Raw genomic sequence first — 13,109 nt, 5'->3', positions numbered from 1 at the left:
CGTTCTCGGCGGTCGGGACCCGCTCTCGGGGACCTGAGCGCCTAGGGGAGCTGACTGCGGAGCACCGGCGTGCGGTGCTCGGTCGAGCCGAACGAGGGATCCGCGTGTCAGCGGATCCTCCTAGGCGGTCGGGACCCGCTCTCGGGAACCCGACCGCCCGTGGGAGCCGACTGCGGTGCGCCGCTCTGCGGCGCACGAGACGGCCCGTCGAACGAGCGATCCGCGTGTCAGCGGATCGTTCTAGGCGGTCGGGACCCGCTCTCGGGAAACCGACCGCCTAGGAGAGCCGACTGCGGTGCGCCGCCTCGCGGCGCACGAGACGACTCAGTGCGTCGCGTCGACGTCCGCGCCCGCGGCCTCGGCCACGCGGCGGCGCTCGGAGGCCTCGGCGGCCATGCGGCGGCCCTTGGGGCTGACGAGGGAGGCGATCACCGTGATCACGAGGACGCCGATGATGACCGAGAGCGACAGTCCGGTGCCGATCTCGAAGACCTCCACGTGCTCGCCGTTGTTGATGAACGGCAGGTTGTTCTCGTGGAGCGCGTGCAGGATCAGCTTCACGCCGATGAAGGCGAGGATCGCGGCGAGGCCGATGCTGAGGTAGACGAGGCGGTCGAGCAGACCGTCGATGAGGAAGTACAGCTGGCGCAGGCCCAGAAGCGAGAACGCGGTCGCCGTGAAGACGAGGTACACGTCGCTGGTGAGGCCGAAGATCGCCGGCACGCTGTCGAGGGCGAACAGGATGTCCGTTCCGCCGATCGCCGCCATGACGAGGATCATCGGCGTGAGGACCTTCTTGCCGTCGATGTGCGTGTAGAACTTGTCGCCGTCGTACTGGTCGCTCGTCTTGAAGATCCGCTTGGCCAGGCGCACCATCACGTTGTCGCTGGAGTGGTCGTCGCCCGGCTTGACCAGGTTGAACGCGGTCAGCAGCAGGATCAGGCCGAAGATGTAGAAGACCCAGGCGAACGAGTTGATCAGCGCGGCGCCGAGGAAGATGAAGCCGGTGCGGGCGATCAGCGCGAAGACGATGCCGAAGAGGAGCACCTTCTGCTGGTCGGCGCGGGGCACCTTGAAGCTCGCCATGATGATGAGGAAGACGAACAGGTTGTCGACCGAGAGGGCCTTCTCGGTGATGTACCCCGCGAAGTACTCCGATCCGGGCGTCGCTCCGCCGAAGACGAGGACGCCGAGCCCGAAGAGCACGGCGATGCCGACGTAGAGCGCCGACCAGATCGACGACTCCTTCAGCGTGGGCTCGTGGGCCTTCCGGACGTGGAAGAAGAAGTCGAAGAGCAGGAGCAGGACGATGAAGACGATCGTCAGGGTCCAGATCAGGGGCGATACGGTCATGAAGGGGCTGGCCTCGCTCGTGAAGGGGGGGTCGGGGGACGGTCGCGGGGGTCGCTCGTCAAGGGAAAAGGTAGCGAGGCACCGTGATGAGCAGGGTGCCCGCCGATGGATCGTGAGTATCTTCTCAGTTCTCCGCGCGTCCCTCGCGCCCAGCGGCCGGGGCGCCACACTGGTCACCATGACCGGCGCCGCTGTCGACAGGACCTTCCAGGACGCCTCCGGCGTCGTCATCCACTACCGCTGGTGGCCGCACCCCTCGCCCCGCGCGATCGTGCAGCTGGCCCACGGGGTCGGCGAGCACTCGGGGCGCTACGTCGAGCTGGCGGAGGCGCTGGTCGCCGCCGGGTACGCGGTCGCGGCGGACGACCACCGCGGGCACGGCCGGACCGGCCTCGAGCAGCACGGCGGCGACTCCTCCCGGCTCGGACTGCTGGGGCCGGGCGGCCTGCGCGCGACCGAGGCGGCGATCCTCCGGCTGACGGAGCTGCTCGCGGAGGAGAGCGCGGGAGTGCCGATCGTGCTGCTCGGCCACTCCTGGGGGTCGCTCATGGCGCAGCGGATCGTCGACCGCCACTCCGGCGCCTACGCCGCGCTCGTGCTGAGCGGCACCGCCTACCGCCTCCCGGGGCACATGAACGCGGGCGACCTGGCGAAGCGGCACCGCGTCGCCGGCGGTCTCGGCCTCGAGTGGCTCTCCCGCGACCCGGAGGTCTGGCAGCGGTTCCACGACGACCCCCTCACCTTCACCACGCCGCTCGCGAAGCGGATCGGGCTGGTCGAGACTCTGCGGCTGGTCGGCCGCCCGAAGCGCGGGCCCGAGCATCCACTGCCCCTGCTGCTGGTCGTGGGCGCCGACGACACCCTCGGCGGCGAGCGGTCGGTGCGCGCGCTCGCCCAGGCCTACCGGCGGCGGGCCGGGTACACGGACGTCTCGGTGCGGGTGTACCCGGAGGCACGGCACGAGCTGTTCCAGGAGCTCAACCGGGCCGAGGTCACGGCCGATCTCGTGGAGTGGCTGGGCGAGCGCTTCCCCGCCCCGGCTCGCGCCTAGGCTGGCGTCATGCATGGCGAGTACAAGGTCCCCGGCGGAAAGCTCGTGGTCGTCGACCTCGACGTGGTCGACGGGAGGTTCGCCGGGTTCCGCCTGGCGGGCGACTTCTTCCTCGAGCCCGACACGGCCCTCGACGACATCGACCGCGCGGTCGTGGGCCTCCCGGCCGAGACCGACGCGAAGTCCATCGCCGCCGCCATCCGGCAGGCGCTCCCGGCCGACGCGGTCCTGCTCGGCTTCACGCCCGAGGCCGTCGCGGTCGCGATCCGCCGCTCGCTGCAGAAGGCGACCAGCTGGCGCGACTACGACTGGCGCATCGTGCACGACCGGGCCGTCCCTCCCGCGACCCACCTGGCGCTCGACGAGGTGCTGACCGCCGCGGTCGGCGAGGGCCGCCGGGAGCCGACGCTGCGGATCTGGGAGTGGGACCAGCCCGCCGTCGTCATCGGCAGCTTCCAGTCGCTCCGCAACGAGGTCGACCTCGACAACGCGGCGAAGTACGGCGTCGACGTGGTCCGCCGCATCTCGGGCGGCGGCGCGATGTTCATGGAGGCGGGCAGCGTCGTCACGTACTCGCTCTACGTCCCCGGCGACCTCGTCCAGGGGCTGACCTTCGCCGACTCCTACGCCTTCCTCGACGAGTGGGCCGTCAGCGCGCTGCAGTCGCTCGGGATCGACGCGGTCTACCAGCCGCTCAACGACATCACCTCGCCCTCGGGCAAGATCGGCGGCGCCGCGCAGAAGCGCCTGGGCTCCGGCGCCGTCCTCCATCACGTGACCATGAGCTACGACATCGACGCCGAGAAGATGGTGCAGGTGCTGCGGATCGGCCGCGAGAAGCTCTCGGACAAGGGCATCGCCTCCGCCGTGAAGCGCGTCGACCCGCTGCGCAGCCAGACCGGGCTCAGCCGAGCCGAGATCATCGAGCGGATGAAGGCGACCTTCGTGCAGCTGCACGGCGGCGAGGCGGGGACGCTGACCGAGGAGGAGTACGCGGCGGCGGAGGAGCTGGTGCGGACGAAGTACTCGACTCCGGAGTGGCTGCGGCGCGTCCCCTGACCGGCGGGTCCGGGGCGGCGGTCGCCGGCCCGTGGACCCGGAGCGGTACGCGGCGGGCCGGTCCGGCGGGCTCCCGTCAGCTCGCGAGGAGCTCCTGGTAGTCCGGGTGCTCGGCGATGAACTCGGCGACGAACGGGCAGGCCGGGACGATGCGCCCGCCGAAGCGCTCGTGCGCGTCGTCGAGGGCCGCCTCGACGAGGGTGTCGCCGAGTCCCTCGTGGCGGTGCTCGGGCGCGATCTCGGTGTGGAGGAAGACCACGTCGCGGCCGCGGACCGCGTAGTCCGCGACTCCGACGGTCTCGCCGTCGAGCCAGAGCGTGTAGCGGGACGAGTCCTCGTCGTGGCGCACCTCGGAGATCATCGCGCCACTCTACGCCGGAGCCTCCCGGCACCCGTCGAGCCCGGGTGCGAGGTGCGGAGCGTGTCGCCGGGCTCACACGCACTGGCACAATTGCCGGGTGCCCAGGACGATCCAGATCGCGGACGGCGTCCCGGAGTCGCGGAGCGCGGTGTTCCACGCCGACAACCTCGAGGTCCTGCCGCAGCTGGCCGACGGGGCCTTCACCGTCGTCTACCTCGACCCGCCGTTCAACACGGGCCGGGCGCAGGTGCGCACCTCGACCACCTCGGTGCGCTCCACCACCGGCACGATCGCCGGCTTCAAGGGGCGCAGCTACGAGCGGATCCGCGGCGACCTCCTCCGCTACGACGACCGCTTCGACGACTACTGGTCGTTCCTCGAGCCGCGTCTGGCCGAGGCGTGGCGGCTCCTCGCCGACGACGGCACCCTCTACCTCCACCTCGATTACCGCGAGGCGCACTACGCGAAGGTGCTGCTCGACGCGCTCTTCGGCCGCGAGTGCTTCCTCAACGAGATCATCTGGGCCTACGACTACGGAGCGAAGGCCACGCGCCGCTGGCCGACCAAGCACGACACGATCCTCGTCTACGTGAAGGACCCGCGCGGCTACCACTTCGACTCCGCCGCCGTGGACCGCGAGCCGTACATGGCCCCGGGCCTGGTGACCCCCGAGAAGGCCGAGCGCGGCAAGCGGCCGACCGACGTGTGGTGGCACACGATCGTCTCGCCGACCGGCCGCGAGAAGACCGGGTACCCGACGCAGAAGCCGGAGGGGATCCTCCGCCGCATCGTGCAGGCGTCCAGCCGCGAGGGCGACGCCGTCCTCGACTTCTTCGCCGGCTCCGGCACGACCGGCGCCGTCGCGCACGCTCTCGGCCGCCGCTTCGTCCTCGTCGACGAGCACGCCGACGCGGTCGCCGTCATGCGCCGCCGCTTCGCCGCCCTCGACCCGGCGCCGCTCTTCCTCTGACGCGGGCCCTCTCGACTCGTCAGACGTGTCGAGGTCGGTCGCTCCCACTGTCCAGAAGGTGTCGCACTCGACATCGATCGCTCCGACTGTCCAGGAGTTGTCGCACTCGACGCCGACTGCGACAACTCCTGGACAGTCGTGGTGGGAGGCGCGCCTCCCCAGGTGCGGGATCAGGGGTTCGTCCACAGAATGCGGATCGCGGGAGTCGGACGAGGATCACGGACCGCCAGAATCGCGGCATGTCCAGCACCGACCTCGGAGCCTTCACCCGGCGAGCGGCACTCCGCGCAGGGGTGACGGACGCCCGACTGCGCACTCCCGCCCTGGCCAGCCCCTTCCACGGAGTGCGCACCCGGGTGGCGCCCGTGACGCACCTGGAACGAGCCGCCGCCTACCTGCCGCGGCTGCGGCCCTGGCAGCTCTTCTCCCACCTGACCGCGGCCGAAGCCTGGGGAGTGCCGCTCCCGGCGCGACCCGGCGAGGACGATCCGATCCACGTGTCGGCGACGACGCCGCACCGGCCCCCCAGGACCCGGGGTGTGATCGGCCACACCCTCACGGAGACGGACAGGGTCGAGCGGCACGGCCTGCCGGTGACGGGAGCGGTGTCGACGTGGATCGCGCTCGCGCCACTGCTGTCCGCCCGCGATCTCCTCGCGGCGACGGACCACCTCCTGTTCGAGCCGCGCTACCCGCGCCGGGACGATCCGCGTCCCCATGTCCGGCTTCACGAGCTGCAGGACCGCCTGGCCTCCCATCGGGGCCGGGGCCGACGCGGCCTGGCTGAGGCTCTGCGGCTGGCATCGACCGGAGCCGCCTCGCGGAGGGAGACCTGGCTCCGCGCTCTCGTCGAGGAGGCGGGACTGCCCGCGCCCGACGTGAACGCCGAGATCAGGATCGGCGGCCGACTGCTCGCGGTCGGCGATCTGGTCTTCGAACGGTGGAAGGTGGTGGCGGAGTACGACGGCGGCCAGCACCGGACGGACGACGCGCAGTTCTCACGCGATCGTGAACGGCTCCTGGCCCTGCACCTCGCGGGCTGGATCGTCGTGGTCGTCCGCGCGGAGGGTCTGACCCGGGGCAGGGCGCGCACGATCGCCGAGCTCCGTGCCGCTCTCGTGGCCCACGGCTGGCGACCGTGATGCACCCCGTCGACGGATCGACCCGCTCGTCCATCCCCGCCCCGCCGCCCGCGTCCGCCTCACCGTCCGGATCCGTTCGCCCGTCCGCATCCGATCGAGCACGCGGAGTTCTCCGACTGTCCAGGAGTCGTCGCACTCGGCGTCGACTGCGACGACTCCTGGACAGTCGCGGGCCGGCGTCAGCTGCTGGCGCGGACGACCAGCGACGTCGGCATCAGCGTGCGGTGCTCCACGGGGAGCCCCTCGATGCGGGCGGTCAGCAGCTCCACCATGCGGGCGCCGAGCTCGTCGGGGAGCTGGCGAACGGTGGTCAGCGCGGGGACGGCGTTCCGCGCGAAGAGATCGTCGTCGAAGCCCACGACGGACACGTCCTCGGGGATCCGGCGGCCGGCCTCGCGGAGGGCGGCGTAGGCGCCGACCGCCATCTGGTCGTTCGCGGCGAAGACGCCGTCCAGGTCGGGGTCGCGGGCGAGGAGGCGGCGCATCGCCTCGGTGCCGCTGGCCGGCGAGAAGTCTCCCCACTCGACGAGGTCGTCGGCGAGGCCGGCGTCGGTGAGTGCTCCGCGCCAGCCGATCAGGCGGTCGACGCCCGGCGGCATGTCGGCGGGGCCCGCGATGGTGGCGATCCGGCGCCGGCCGCGCTCGATCAGGTGCGCGGTGGCGACGGCCGCCCCCTCCGTGTTGTCCACGTCGACGAAGTAGGAGCCGCGCTCGTCCGGCGAGAGCGGCCGGCCGCCGAAGACGATCGGCAGCGTGCCCGAGAGCGCCGCGTAGGAGTGGTCGCCGGAGTGGTGCGAGACCACGAGCGCGCCGTCGACATTGCCGCCGAGCAGGTACCGCCGCGTCTTCTCGCCGTCCGTCTCGGACGCGATCAGCATCGAGAGCGTGTAGTCCGTGTCGGCCAGGCGCATCGCGGCGCCCTGCACGATCGAGGCGAAGAACGGGTCCGCGAAGACGCGCGCGGTCGACTCCGGCACGATCAGCGCGATCGACTGCGTGCGCCGCGAGGCGAGCATCCGCGCCGCGTGATTGGGCACGTAGTCGAGCTCGCCGATCGCCTTCTCGACGGCGGCCACGATCTCGGCCGCCACCTGCGGGGCGCCGTTGACCACCCGCGAGACCGTCGCGCGCGAGACTCCGGCCCGCGCCGCGACCATCTCGAGGGTGGGGGAGCGGCCCCCGCCGCGGACGCCCGTCGGCTCGCTCACGGGTCAGTCCAGGATCGCCGCGGCGCTGCCGCCGAGCAGTCGGGAGTAGACCAGGCCCGAGTCCTTCACGATCCGCTCCTGCGTGCCGTAGTCGACGCGCACGACGCCGAAGCGCTTCTCGTAGCCCCAGGCCCACTCGTAGTTGTCGAGGAGGGACCACACGAAGTAGCCGCGGACGTCGGCGCCCTGGTCGATCGCGTCGGCGACCTTCTCGACGTGGTCGAGCACGTACTGCGTGCGGTCCGCGTCGTGCACGCGGCCGTCCTCGACGTCGTCGTCGTAGGCGGCGCCGTTCTCGGTCACGTAGAGCGGAGGGAGGTTCTCGTACTCCAGGCCCAGGCGGGTCAGCAGGTAGCGCAGCCCGTCGGGGTTCACCTCCCAGTCCATCGCGGTGCGCGGCAGCCCGCGCGACGGGAAGGTGATGAACTCGGAGCCGACCCAGGGGGAGCCGACCTCGCGGTCGGTCGCCTGGGCGAAGTCGTCGGCTCCGGCCGGCAGCGGATGCGCAGAGACGTTGTCGTCGTGGTAGTGGTTCACGCCGAGGAAGTCGAGCGGGAGCGAGATGAGATCGAGGTCGCCGTCGACGATCAGCTCGTCGAGCCCGAGCCCGGCGACGTCCTCGAGCAGGTCCCCGGGGTACTCGCCGCGCAGCAGCGGGTCGAGGAAGATCCGGTTCTGGAGGGCGTCGAAGCGGCGTGCGGCGTCGAGGTCGGCCTCGTCCTCGGGGTCGTCGGGGACGGCGTTCGAGAGGTTGAGCGTGATGCCGAGGTTCTGCGCTCCGAGCTGCCGGAGCGTCGAGACGGCCAGCCCGTGGGCGAGGTGCGTGTGGTGCACGGCGGCGAGGGCCTTCTGCTGCGAGATCACGCCGGGGGCGTGCACGCCCGCGCCGTAGGAGAGCAGGGTCGAGCAGAACGGCTCGTTGAACGTCGTCCAGTGCTGCACCCGGTCGCCGAGGCTCTCGTAGACGGCCTCGGCGTAGTCCCGGAATCGCTCGGCGGTGTCGCGGTTCGCCCAGCCGCCGGTCTCCTCGACGGCCTGCGGGAGGTCCCAGTGGTAGAGGGTGAGCCACGGCAGCACGCCGGCGCCGAGCAGCTCGTCGACCAGGCGGGAGTAGAAGTCGAGGCCCTCGGGGTTCACGGCGCGGTCGCCCGGCTTCACGCGCGCCCAGCTGACCGAGAAGCGGTAGGAGCCGAGCCCCAGCTCCTTCATCAGCCGCACGTCCGCGGGCATCCGGTGGTAGTGGTCCACCGCGACCTCGGGGGTGTCGCCCTTCGCGACCGCTCCGGGGACGCGGGAGAAGGCGTCCCAGATGCTGTCCTCCTTGCCGCCCTCGTGGCCGGCGCCCTCGATCTGGGCGGCGGCGGTCGCGGATCCCCAGAGGAAGCCGGCGGGCCAGTCGCGGACGGCGAGCCGGTCGGCGCGGGCGACCTGCTCCGAGAGGCTCGGGGTCGCGGGGGAGGGGGTGGGGGCGGCGCTCATTGCGGACTCCTTCGGCAGCGGTCCGACCATCCTAGAGCCCCGGTGGAGCGCTCTCTCCCTGGAACGCGGGACATCGTGCCCCGGACGACCGCGAGGCGCCGCCTCCCCGGCCGGACACCGCGGTGAGGGCGGTGTCCGGGCGGCGGAGGCGGCGCCTCGGAGGAGAGCAGCGGAGCGCAGGCGCGGTCGGCCGGCGCTTCCCGATCAGGCCCGGTGGGCGCCGTGCCCGTCGCGGGGGGGAGCGGTGCGGATCGAGTCCGTCCGGACGTCCGGCTCGATGCTGCCCGCGGCCAGGTCGGCCCCGGCGCGCGCGGCCAGCTGCGGGTCCGTGCGGCGCAGCTCCTCCGCGCTGTCCTCGGCCGCGAGGTCGTGCGCCTCCTGCATGGCTGACTTCGCCCGCAGCGGCGGGGTCTTGAGGAACCACGAGAGCACGAAGGCCAGCAGGACCACGCCCAGCGCGACCTGGAACACGGTCACGGTCGCGTCGTTGAACCCGGTCAGGAACGGGGCCGACAGGGCGCGGTCCGCGGTGTTCAGGAACGACGTGTCCCCGTCGAGCGCGGAGCCGATCGCGGCGGTGTCCTGCGACTGCAGCAGCTTCAGGATCCCGGCGTTGGCCGGATCCGCGGCGACGGCGGGGTCGGTGGCGGCCCGCTGCAGATCCGCCGCGAGCGCCGGGTTCTTGAAGGCCGCGGCGATGGTGTCGGGGATGCGGCTGAAGAGCACCGAGAAGATCACGGCGGTGCCCAGGGTGCCCCCGATCTGGCGGAAGAACGTGGAGGCGCTGGTCGCGACTCCCATGTTCGCCACGTCGACCGAGTTCTGCGAGGCCAGGGTGAGGGTCTGCATCATCTGCCCGAGCCCGAGGCCCAGCATCAGCATCCCGCCCATCATGAAGATCACCGGCTTGTCGATCGTCACGAAGGTGAAGTAGAAGAACGCGGCCGACATCAGGAAGGTGCCGACGATCGGGAAGGCGCGGTAGCGGCCCGTGCGCGAGATGATCTGACCCGAGACGATCGAGGCGATCATCAGGCCGAGGATCATCGGCAGCATCAGGAAGCCGGACTCGGTCGGCGTGGCGCCGTTCACCAGCTGCAGGTACAGCGGGATCGCCATCATGCCGCCGAACATGCCGAAGCCGACGAGGACGCCCAGCACGGTCGCCATCGAGAAGGTCGGCGAGCGGAAGAGCTTGAGGGGGATGAGCGCGTCGTCGCCCATCATCCGCTCGGCCGCGATGAAGCCGATGACGCCCAGCGCGCCGACGATGTAGCAGACCCACGCGACCGGCGAGCCCCAGCCCCACTCGCGGCCCTGCTCGGCGATCAGCAGCAGCGGTCCCGCGGCGATGACGACGAGGGAGGCGCCCCACCAGTCGATCCGCACCGAGCGCTTGCCGGCGGGCTTGGGCAGGTGGAGGAACCGCACGACGATGAAGAGCGCGACGGCGCCGATCGGGAGGTTGATCAGGAAGACCCAGCGCCAGCCGGTGATGAAGAGGATCTCGGGGGTGCCGGCGAGCAGGCCGCCGATGAGCGGTCCGACGACGCTGGAGATCCCGAAGACGGCCAGGAAGTAGCCCTGGTACTTGGCGCGCTCGCGCGGGGGCAGGATGTCGCCCATCACCGTGAGCGCGAGCGACATGAGCCCGCCGGCGCCGAGGCCCTGCACGGCGCGGAAGCCCGCGAGGCCGAGCATCGAGGTCGAGAATCCGGCGAGCGTCGAGCCGATCAGGAACAGCACGATCGCGATCAGGTAGAGCGGGCGGCGTCCGAAGATGTCGGAGAGCTTGCCGTAGATCGGCGTCGCGATCGTCGAGACGATCAGGTAGGCGGTGGTCACCCACGCCTGCTGCGAGAGGCCGTCGAGGTCGTCCGCGATGGTGCGCATCGAGGTGCCGACGATGGTCTGGTCGAGCGAGGAGAGGAACATCCCCGCCATCAGGCCGAAGATGACGAACAGGATCTGCCGGTGCGACATCACGGCGCCGGACGGCGTCGAGGTCGGAGCGGATGGAGCGGAGGCGGAGTCGGCCACGGTGGTCCCCTTGTCTGGCGGACGCGTCCAGGCACGGCGATCCGCCGCAAACGTTGCGTGCTGCGCAAAGTTACACCGCGTGCGGAGAGCGCGACAGAGCGTCCGGCGAGCCTGAACGGGATCTCAGGGCCGCCGTGCCGGGGCCGTGCATCAGGCCGGAGCGGGGACCGCCTCGTCCGCCCAGCCGGCCTCACGGAGCGCTGCGCGGGCCTCGGCTCGGGCCGAGTACGGCGTGCGCACGCCGAGGATGTCGCGGTAGTTCTGGTGCCCGGGGCCGGCCCAGAGGATGGCGTCGCCCTCGTGCGCCAGGGACACGGCGACGCGGATGGCGCGCTTGGGGTCGTCGACCTCGTGGATCTCGGCGTCCGGACGTGCGGCGCGGGCGGCCTCGACGAGGGTGCGCCGGATCGAGGCCGGGTCCTCGAAGCGCGGGTGGTGGTCGGTGACGACCAGCACGTCGCTGCCCAGGACGGCGGATTCGGCCATCGCCGGGCGCTTGAGCGCGTCCCGGTCGCCGTCGGCGCCGAACACCATGACCACGCGGCCGGGAGTGACCTCGCGGACGGCCTCCAGTGTGCGCGCGAAGGCGTCGGCGCTGTGTCCGAAGTCGACGTACACCGTGGGGCCGCGCTCGCCCGAGACGCGCTCGGTGCGGCCGGGGAGGGAGGCGTCCACTCCGCCGTCGCGGTGCAGCGCGGCGCGGATCTCGCCGATCGGCCGACCGGACTCGATAAGCATCACGATCGCCAGTCCGGCGTTGGCGGCCATGTGGGTGCCGATGATCGGGACGGAGGTCGTGATGGCACGGCCCTCGCGGTTGCCGATCCGGAAGCGGGTGCGGCCGAACTCCTGCTCGAGCACCGTCACGGTCCAGTCGGCGTCGACGCCCGGGAGGGAGGTGATCGTGGTGACCGGCACGCCGGCGACCTCGACGAGGCGCGCGCCCGCGGGGGAGTCGAGCGAGACGACGGCCCGGCGCGCGCGATCGGGCTGGAACAGCTGGGCCTTCTCGCCGAAGTAGGTGTCCATGTCGCCGTAGTCGTCGAGATGGTCGTGGCTGAGGTTCGTGAAGCCGGCGACGTCGAAGACCACGCCGTCGACGCGGTGGCGGGTGAGCGCCTGGGCGCTGACCTCGATCGCGGCCGCGCCGACGCCCTCCTCCTCCATGCGGGCGACGAGCGCGTGCAGCTCCGTCGCCTCCGGGGTGGTCAGGCCGCTGGTCACCGAGGTGTCGCCGATGTGGCGCTCCGCGGTCGAGCTGAGGCCGGGCACGACGCCGAGCTGGCGGAGGATCCCCTCGAGCATGTGGACGGTCGACGTCTTGCCGTTGGTGCCGGTCACGCCGAGCAGCACGGGGGAGCGCTCGGCCGTCCCGTAGACGGCGGCGGCGACGGCGCCCAGGCGGGAGCGGGGGTCGTCGACCACGAGGACGGGCAGACCGGTCGCGCGCGCGGCGTCGGCGCCCGCGGCGTCGGTCAGCACGGCGGAGGCGCCGCGGGCCACGGCCTGCTCGACGAACTCGGCCCCGTGACGGTTGACCCCGGGCAGGGCGACGAAGAGGTCACCGGGCTCGACGTCGGAGGCGATCAGCGTCACTCCGCTGATCTCGGCCGTCAGGCCGCCCTCGTCGCCGATCTCGAGCGTCCGAGCGAGGGCGGCGAGAGGGACGGAGGGTGCGGTGAGGGGTCGGAGCATGGGGTCCTTCCATCGACGGCTCCGTGGGGGGCCGTGCAGCCGAGGGGGCGGTCGCACGCGGAGTCGTGGCTGTCACTCAAGCTAGGGGGTCTGCTTATGTGAATCCTTAGAGGATATGCGCGACCCGCGTGGAGGGGCACGGGTGGACAGAACCGATCGCCGGTGCTTCAGCAGATGCGCAGGAACGGGTCTGTCTAGGCTCGGAGGATGACGTCGAACGAGAACGAGCCGACCGATGGGCGCCCCGTCCGCCGCCGAGCCCTGGTCATCGGGGGTGTGGCCGCCGCGGCGGGCCTGACCGCGCTGGGGGTCGGAGCCGCCATCGGGAACGGAGCGCCGGCGCCCTCGCCGACCCCCTCGACGGCGCCGCCCGCTCCGTCGCCCTCCGCCGCCGCGACCACTTCGGCGCCCACAGCGGAGCCGACCGCCACTCCGACTCCCACACCCACTCCCACCGCCTCCGGGATCGACCTCACCGCGCAGTCCGTCGACGACCCGGCGAGCACCTGGGTCGTCGTCAACAAGCTGCGGACGCTCGCGCCGGTCGACTACGTCCCCGCCGACCTGACCTTCCCCGACGTGCCCTACGTCAATCGGCAGCCGATGCGCCAGGCGACCGCGGACGCCCTCGTCCCGCTCTTCGCCGCCGCCCGCTCCGAGGCCGGCCTCTCGCTGGCGGTGCAGAGCGCCTACCGCTCCTACGACACCCAGGTCAGCGTCTACGCGGGCTGGGTGTCCTCGCGCGGGCAGG

At 71.9% G+C, this 13,109-nt stretch carries 10 protein-coding genes and 1 pseudogene; 5 read left to right on the top strand and 6 right to left on the bottom strand.

The window, feature by feature from the left end:
- Positions 1–324 precede the first annotated feature (324 nt).
- Complete coding sequence (locus C5C35_RS05600) at positions 325–1,353, bottom strand: TerC family protein (RefSeq protein WP_104262726.1); 1,029 nt, start codon at positions 1,351–1,353, stop codon at positions 325–327.
- Between the two features lie 178 nt (positions 1,354–1,531).
- On the opposite strand from C5C35_RS05600, the gene C5C35_RS05595 reads away from it, so the two are divergent.
- Positions 1,532–2,404, top strand: a complete 873-nt coding sequence (locus tag C5C35_RS05595; protein ID WP_104262725.1) for an alpha/beta fold hydrolase — start codon at positions 1,532–1,534, stop codon at positions 2,402–2,404.
- Positions 2,405–2,413: 9 nt separating this feature from the next.
- Positions 2,414–3,463, top strand: coding sequence for a biotin/lipoate A/B protein ligase family protein (locus tag C5C35_RS05590; RefSeq protein WP_104225162.1), 1,050 nt, complete (start codon positions 2,414–2,416; stop codon positions 3,461–3,463).
- A 76-nt stretch (positions 3,464–3,539) separates the two neighbouring features.
- Here the strand turns inward: C5C35_RS05590 and C5C35_RS05585 are convergent, their stop codons facing one another.
- Positions 3,540–3,824, bottom strand: coding sequence for a GNAT family N-acetyltransferase (locus C5C35_RS05585; RefSeq protein WP_104262724.1), 285 nt, complete (start codon positions 3,822–3,824; stop codon positions 3,540–3,542).
- A gap of 97 nt (positions 3,825–3,921) precedes the next feature.
- Between C5C35_RS05585 and C5C35_RS05580 the strand changes: the two genes are divergently transcribed.
- Together C5C35_RS05580 and C5C35_RS05575 are read left to right on the top strand one after the other, a co-directional pair.
- Positions 3,922–4,794, top strand: a complete 873-nt coding sequence (locus C5C35_RS05580; protein ID WP_104225160.1) for a site-specific DNA-methyltransferase — start codon at positions 3,922–3,924, stop codon at positions 4,792–4,794.
- 239 nt (positions 4,795–5,033) lie between these two features.
- Positions 5,034–5,936: a hypothetical protein gene (locus C5C35_RS05575; protein WP_104225159.1), complete on the top strand. Its 903-nt coding sequence runs from the start codon at positions 5,034–5,036 to the stop codon at positions 5,934–5,936.
- A 179-nt stretch (positions 5,937–6,115) separates the two neighbouring features.
- Here the strand turns inward: C5C35_RS05575 and C5C35_RS05570 are convergent, their stop codons facing one another.
- The 4 genes from C5C35_RS05570 to C5C35_RS05555 all read right to left on the bottom strand — a co-directional run bounded on the left by C5C35_RS05570 (position 6,116) and on the right by C5C35_RS05555 (position 12,358).
- Positions 6,116–7,093 carry a LacI family DNA-binding transcriptional regulator gene (locus C5C35_RS05570; protein ID WP_104225165.1) on the bottom strand — a complete coding sequence of 326 codons (978 nt, stop codon included), beginning with the start codon at positions 7,091–7,093 and terminating at the stop codon, positions 6,116–6,118.
- A 54-nt stretch (positions 7,094–7,147) separates the two neighbouring features.
- Positions 7,148–8,623 carry a GH1 family beta-glucosidase gene (locus C5C35_RS05565; protein ID WP_104262723.1) on the bottom strand — a complete coding sequence of 492 codons (1,476 nt, stop codon included), beginning with the start codon at positions 8,621–8,623 and terminating at the stop codon, positions 7,148–7,150.
- A 204-nt stretch (positions 8,624–8,827) separates the two neighbouring features.
- A complete protein-coding gene (locus C5C35_RS05560) occupies positions 8,828–10,606 on the bottom strand; it encodes an MDR family MFS transporter (protein WP_104262793.1) in 1,779 nt (592 codons plus the stop codon).
- Positions 10,607–10,813: 207 nt separating this feature from the next.
- Positions 10,814–12,358, bottom strand: coding sequence for a Mur ligase family protein (locus C5C35_RS05555; RefSeq protein ID WP_104262722.1), 1,545 nt, complete (start codon positions 12,356–12,358; stop codon positions 10,814–10,816).
- 207 nt (positions 12,359–12,565) lie between these two features.
- Here C5C35_RS05555 and C5C35_RS05550 point away from each other — a divergent pair.
- Positions 12,566–13,109: pseudogene (locus C5C35_RS05550) on the top strand (D-alanyl-D-alanine carboxypeptidase family protein); the annotation flags it as partial.

This window comes from Rathayibacter sp. AY1F8, assembly GCF_002932165.1.
Classification (GTDB): Bacteria; Actinomycetota; Actinomycetes; order Actinomycetales; family Microbacteriaceae; genus Rathayibacter.
Note: the sequence above shows the minus strand (reverse complement) of the source record. Positions and strands in the feature narration are given on the sequence as shown.

What these genes read in the sequence shown, in the direction of transcription:
- C5C35_RS05560 (WP_104262793.1), bottom strand. Translation starts at nt 10,606, where the DNA reads ATGTCGCACCGGCAGATCCTGTTCGTCATCTTCGGCCTGATGGCGGGG.
- C5C35_RS05570 (WP_104225165.1), bottom strand. Translation starts at nt 7,093, where the DNA reads ATGGTCGCGGCGCGGGCCGGAGTCTCGCGCGCGACGGTCTCGCGGGTG.
- C5C35_RS05575 (WP_104225159.1), top strand. Translation starts at nt 5,034, where the DNA reads ATGTCCAGCACCGACCTCGGAGCCTTCACCCGGCGAGCGGCACTCCGC.
- C5C35_RS05585 (WP_104262724.1), bottom strand. Translation starts at nt 3,824, where the DNA reads ATGATCTCCGAGGTGCGCCACGACGAGGACTCGTCCCGCTACACGCTC.
- C5C35_RS05555 (WP_104262722.1), bottom strand. Translation starts at nt 12,358, where the DNA reads ATGCTCCGACCCCTCACCGCACCCTCCGTCCCTCTCGCCGCCCTCGCT.
- C5C35_RS05595 (WP_104262725.1), top strand. Translation starts at nt 1,532, where the DNA reads ATGACCGGCGCCGCTGTCGACAGGACCTTCCAGGACGCCTCCGGCGTC.
- C5C35_RS05590 (WP_104225162.1), top strand. Translation starts at nt 2,414, where the DNA reads ATGCATGGCGAGTACAAGGTCCCCGGCGGAAAGCTCGTGGTCGTCGAC.
- C5C35_RS05600 (WP_104262726.1), bottom strand. Translation starts at nt 1,353, where the DNA reads ATGACCGTATCGCCCCTGATCTGGACCCTGACGATCGTCTTCATCGTC.
- C5C35_RS05565 (WP_104262723.1), bottom strand. Translation starts at nt 8,623, where the DNA reads ATGAGCGCCGCCCCCACCCCCTCCCCCGCGACCCCGAGCCTCTCGGAG.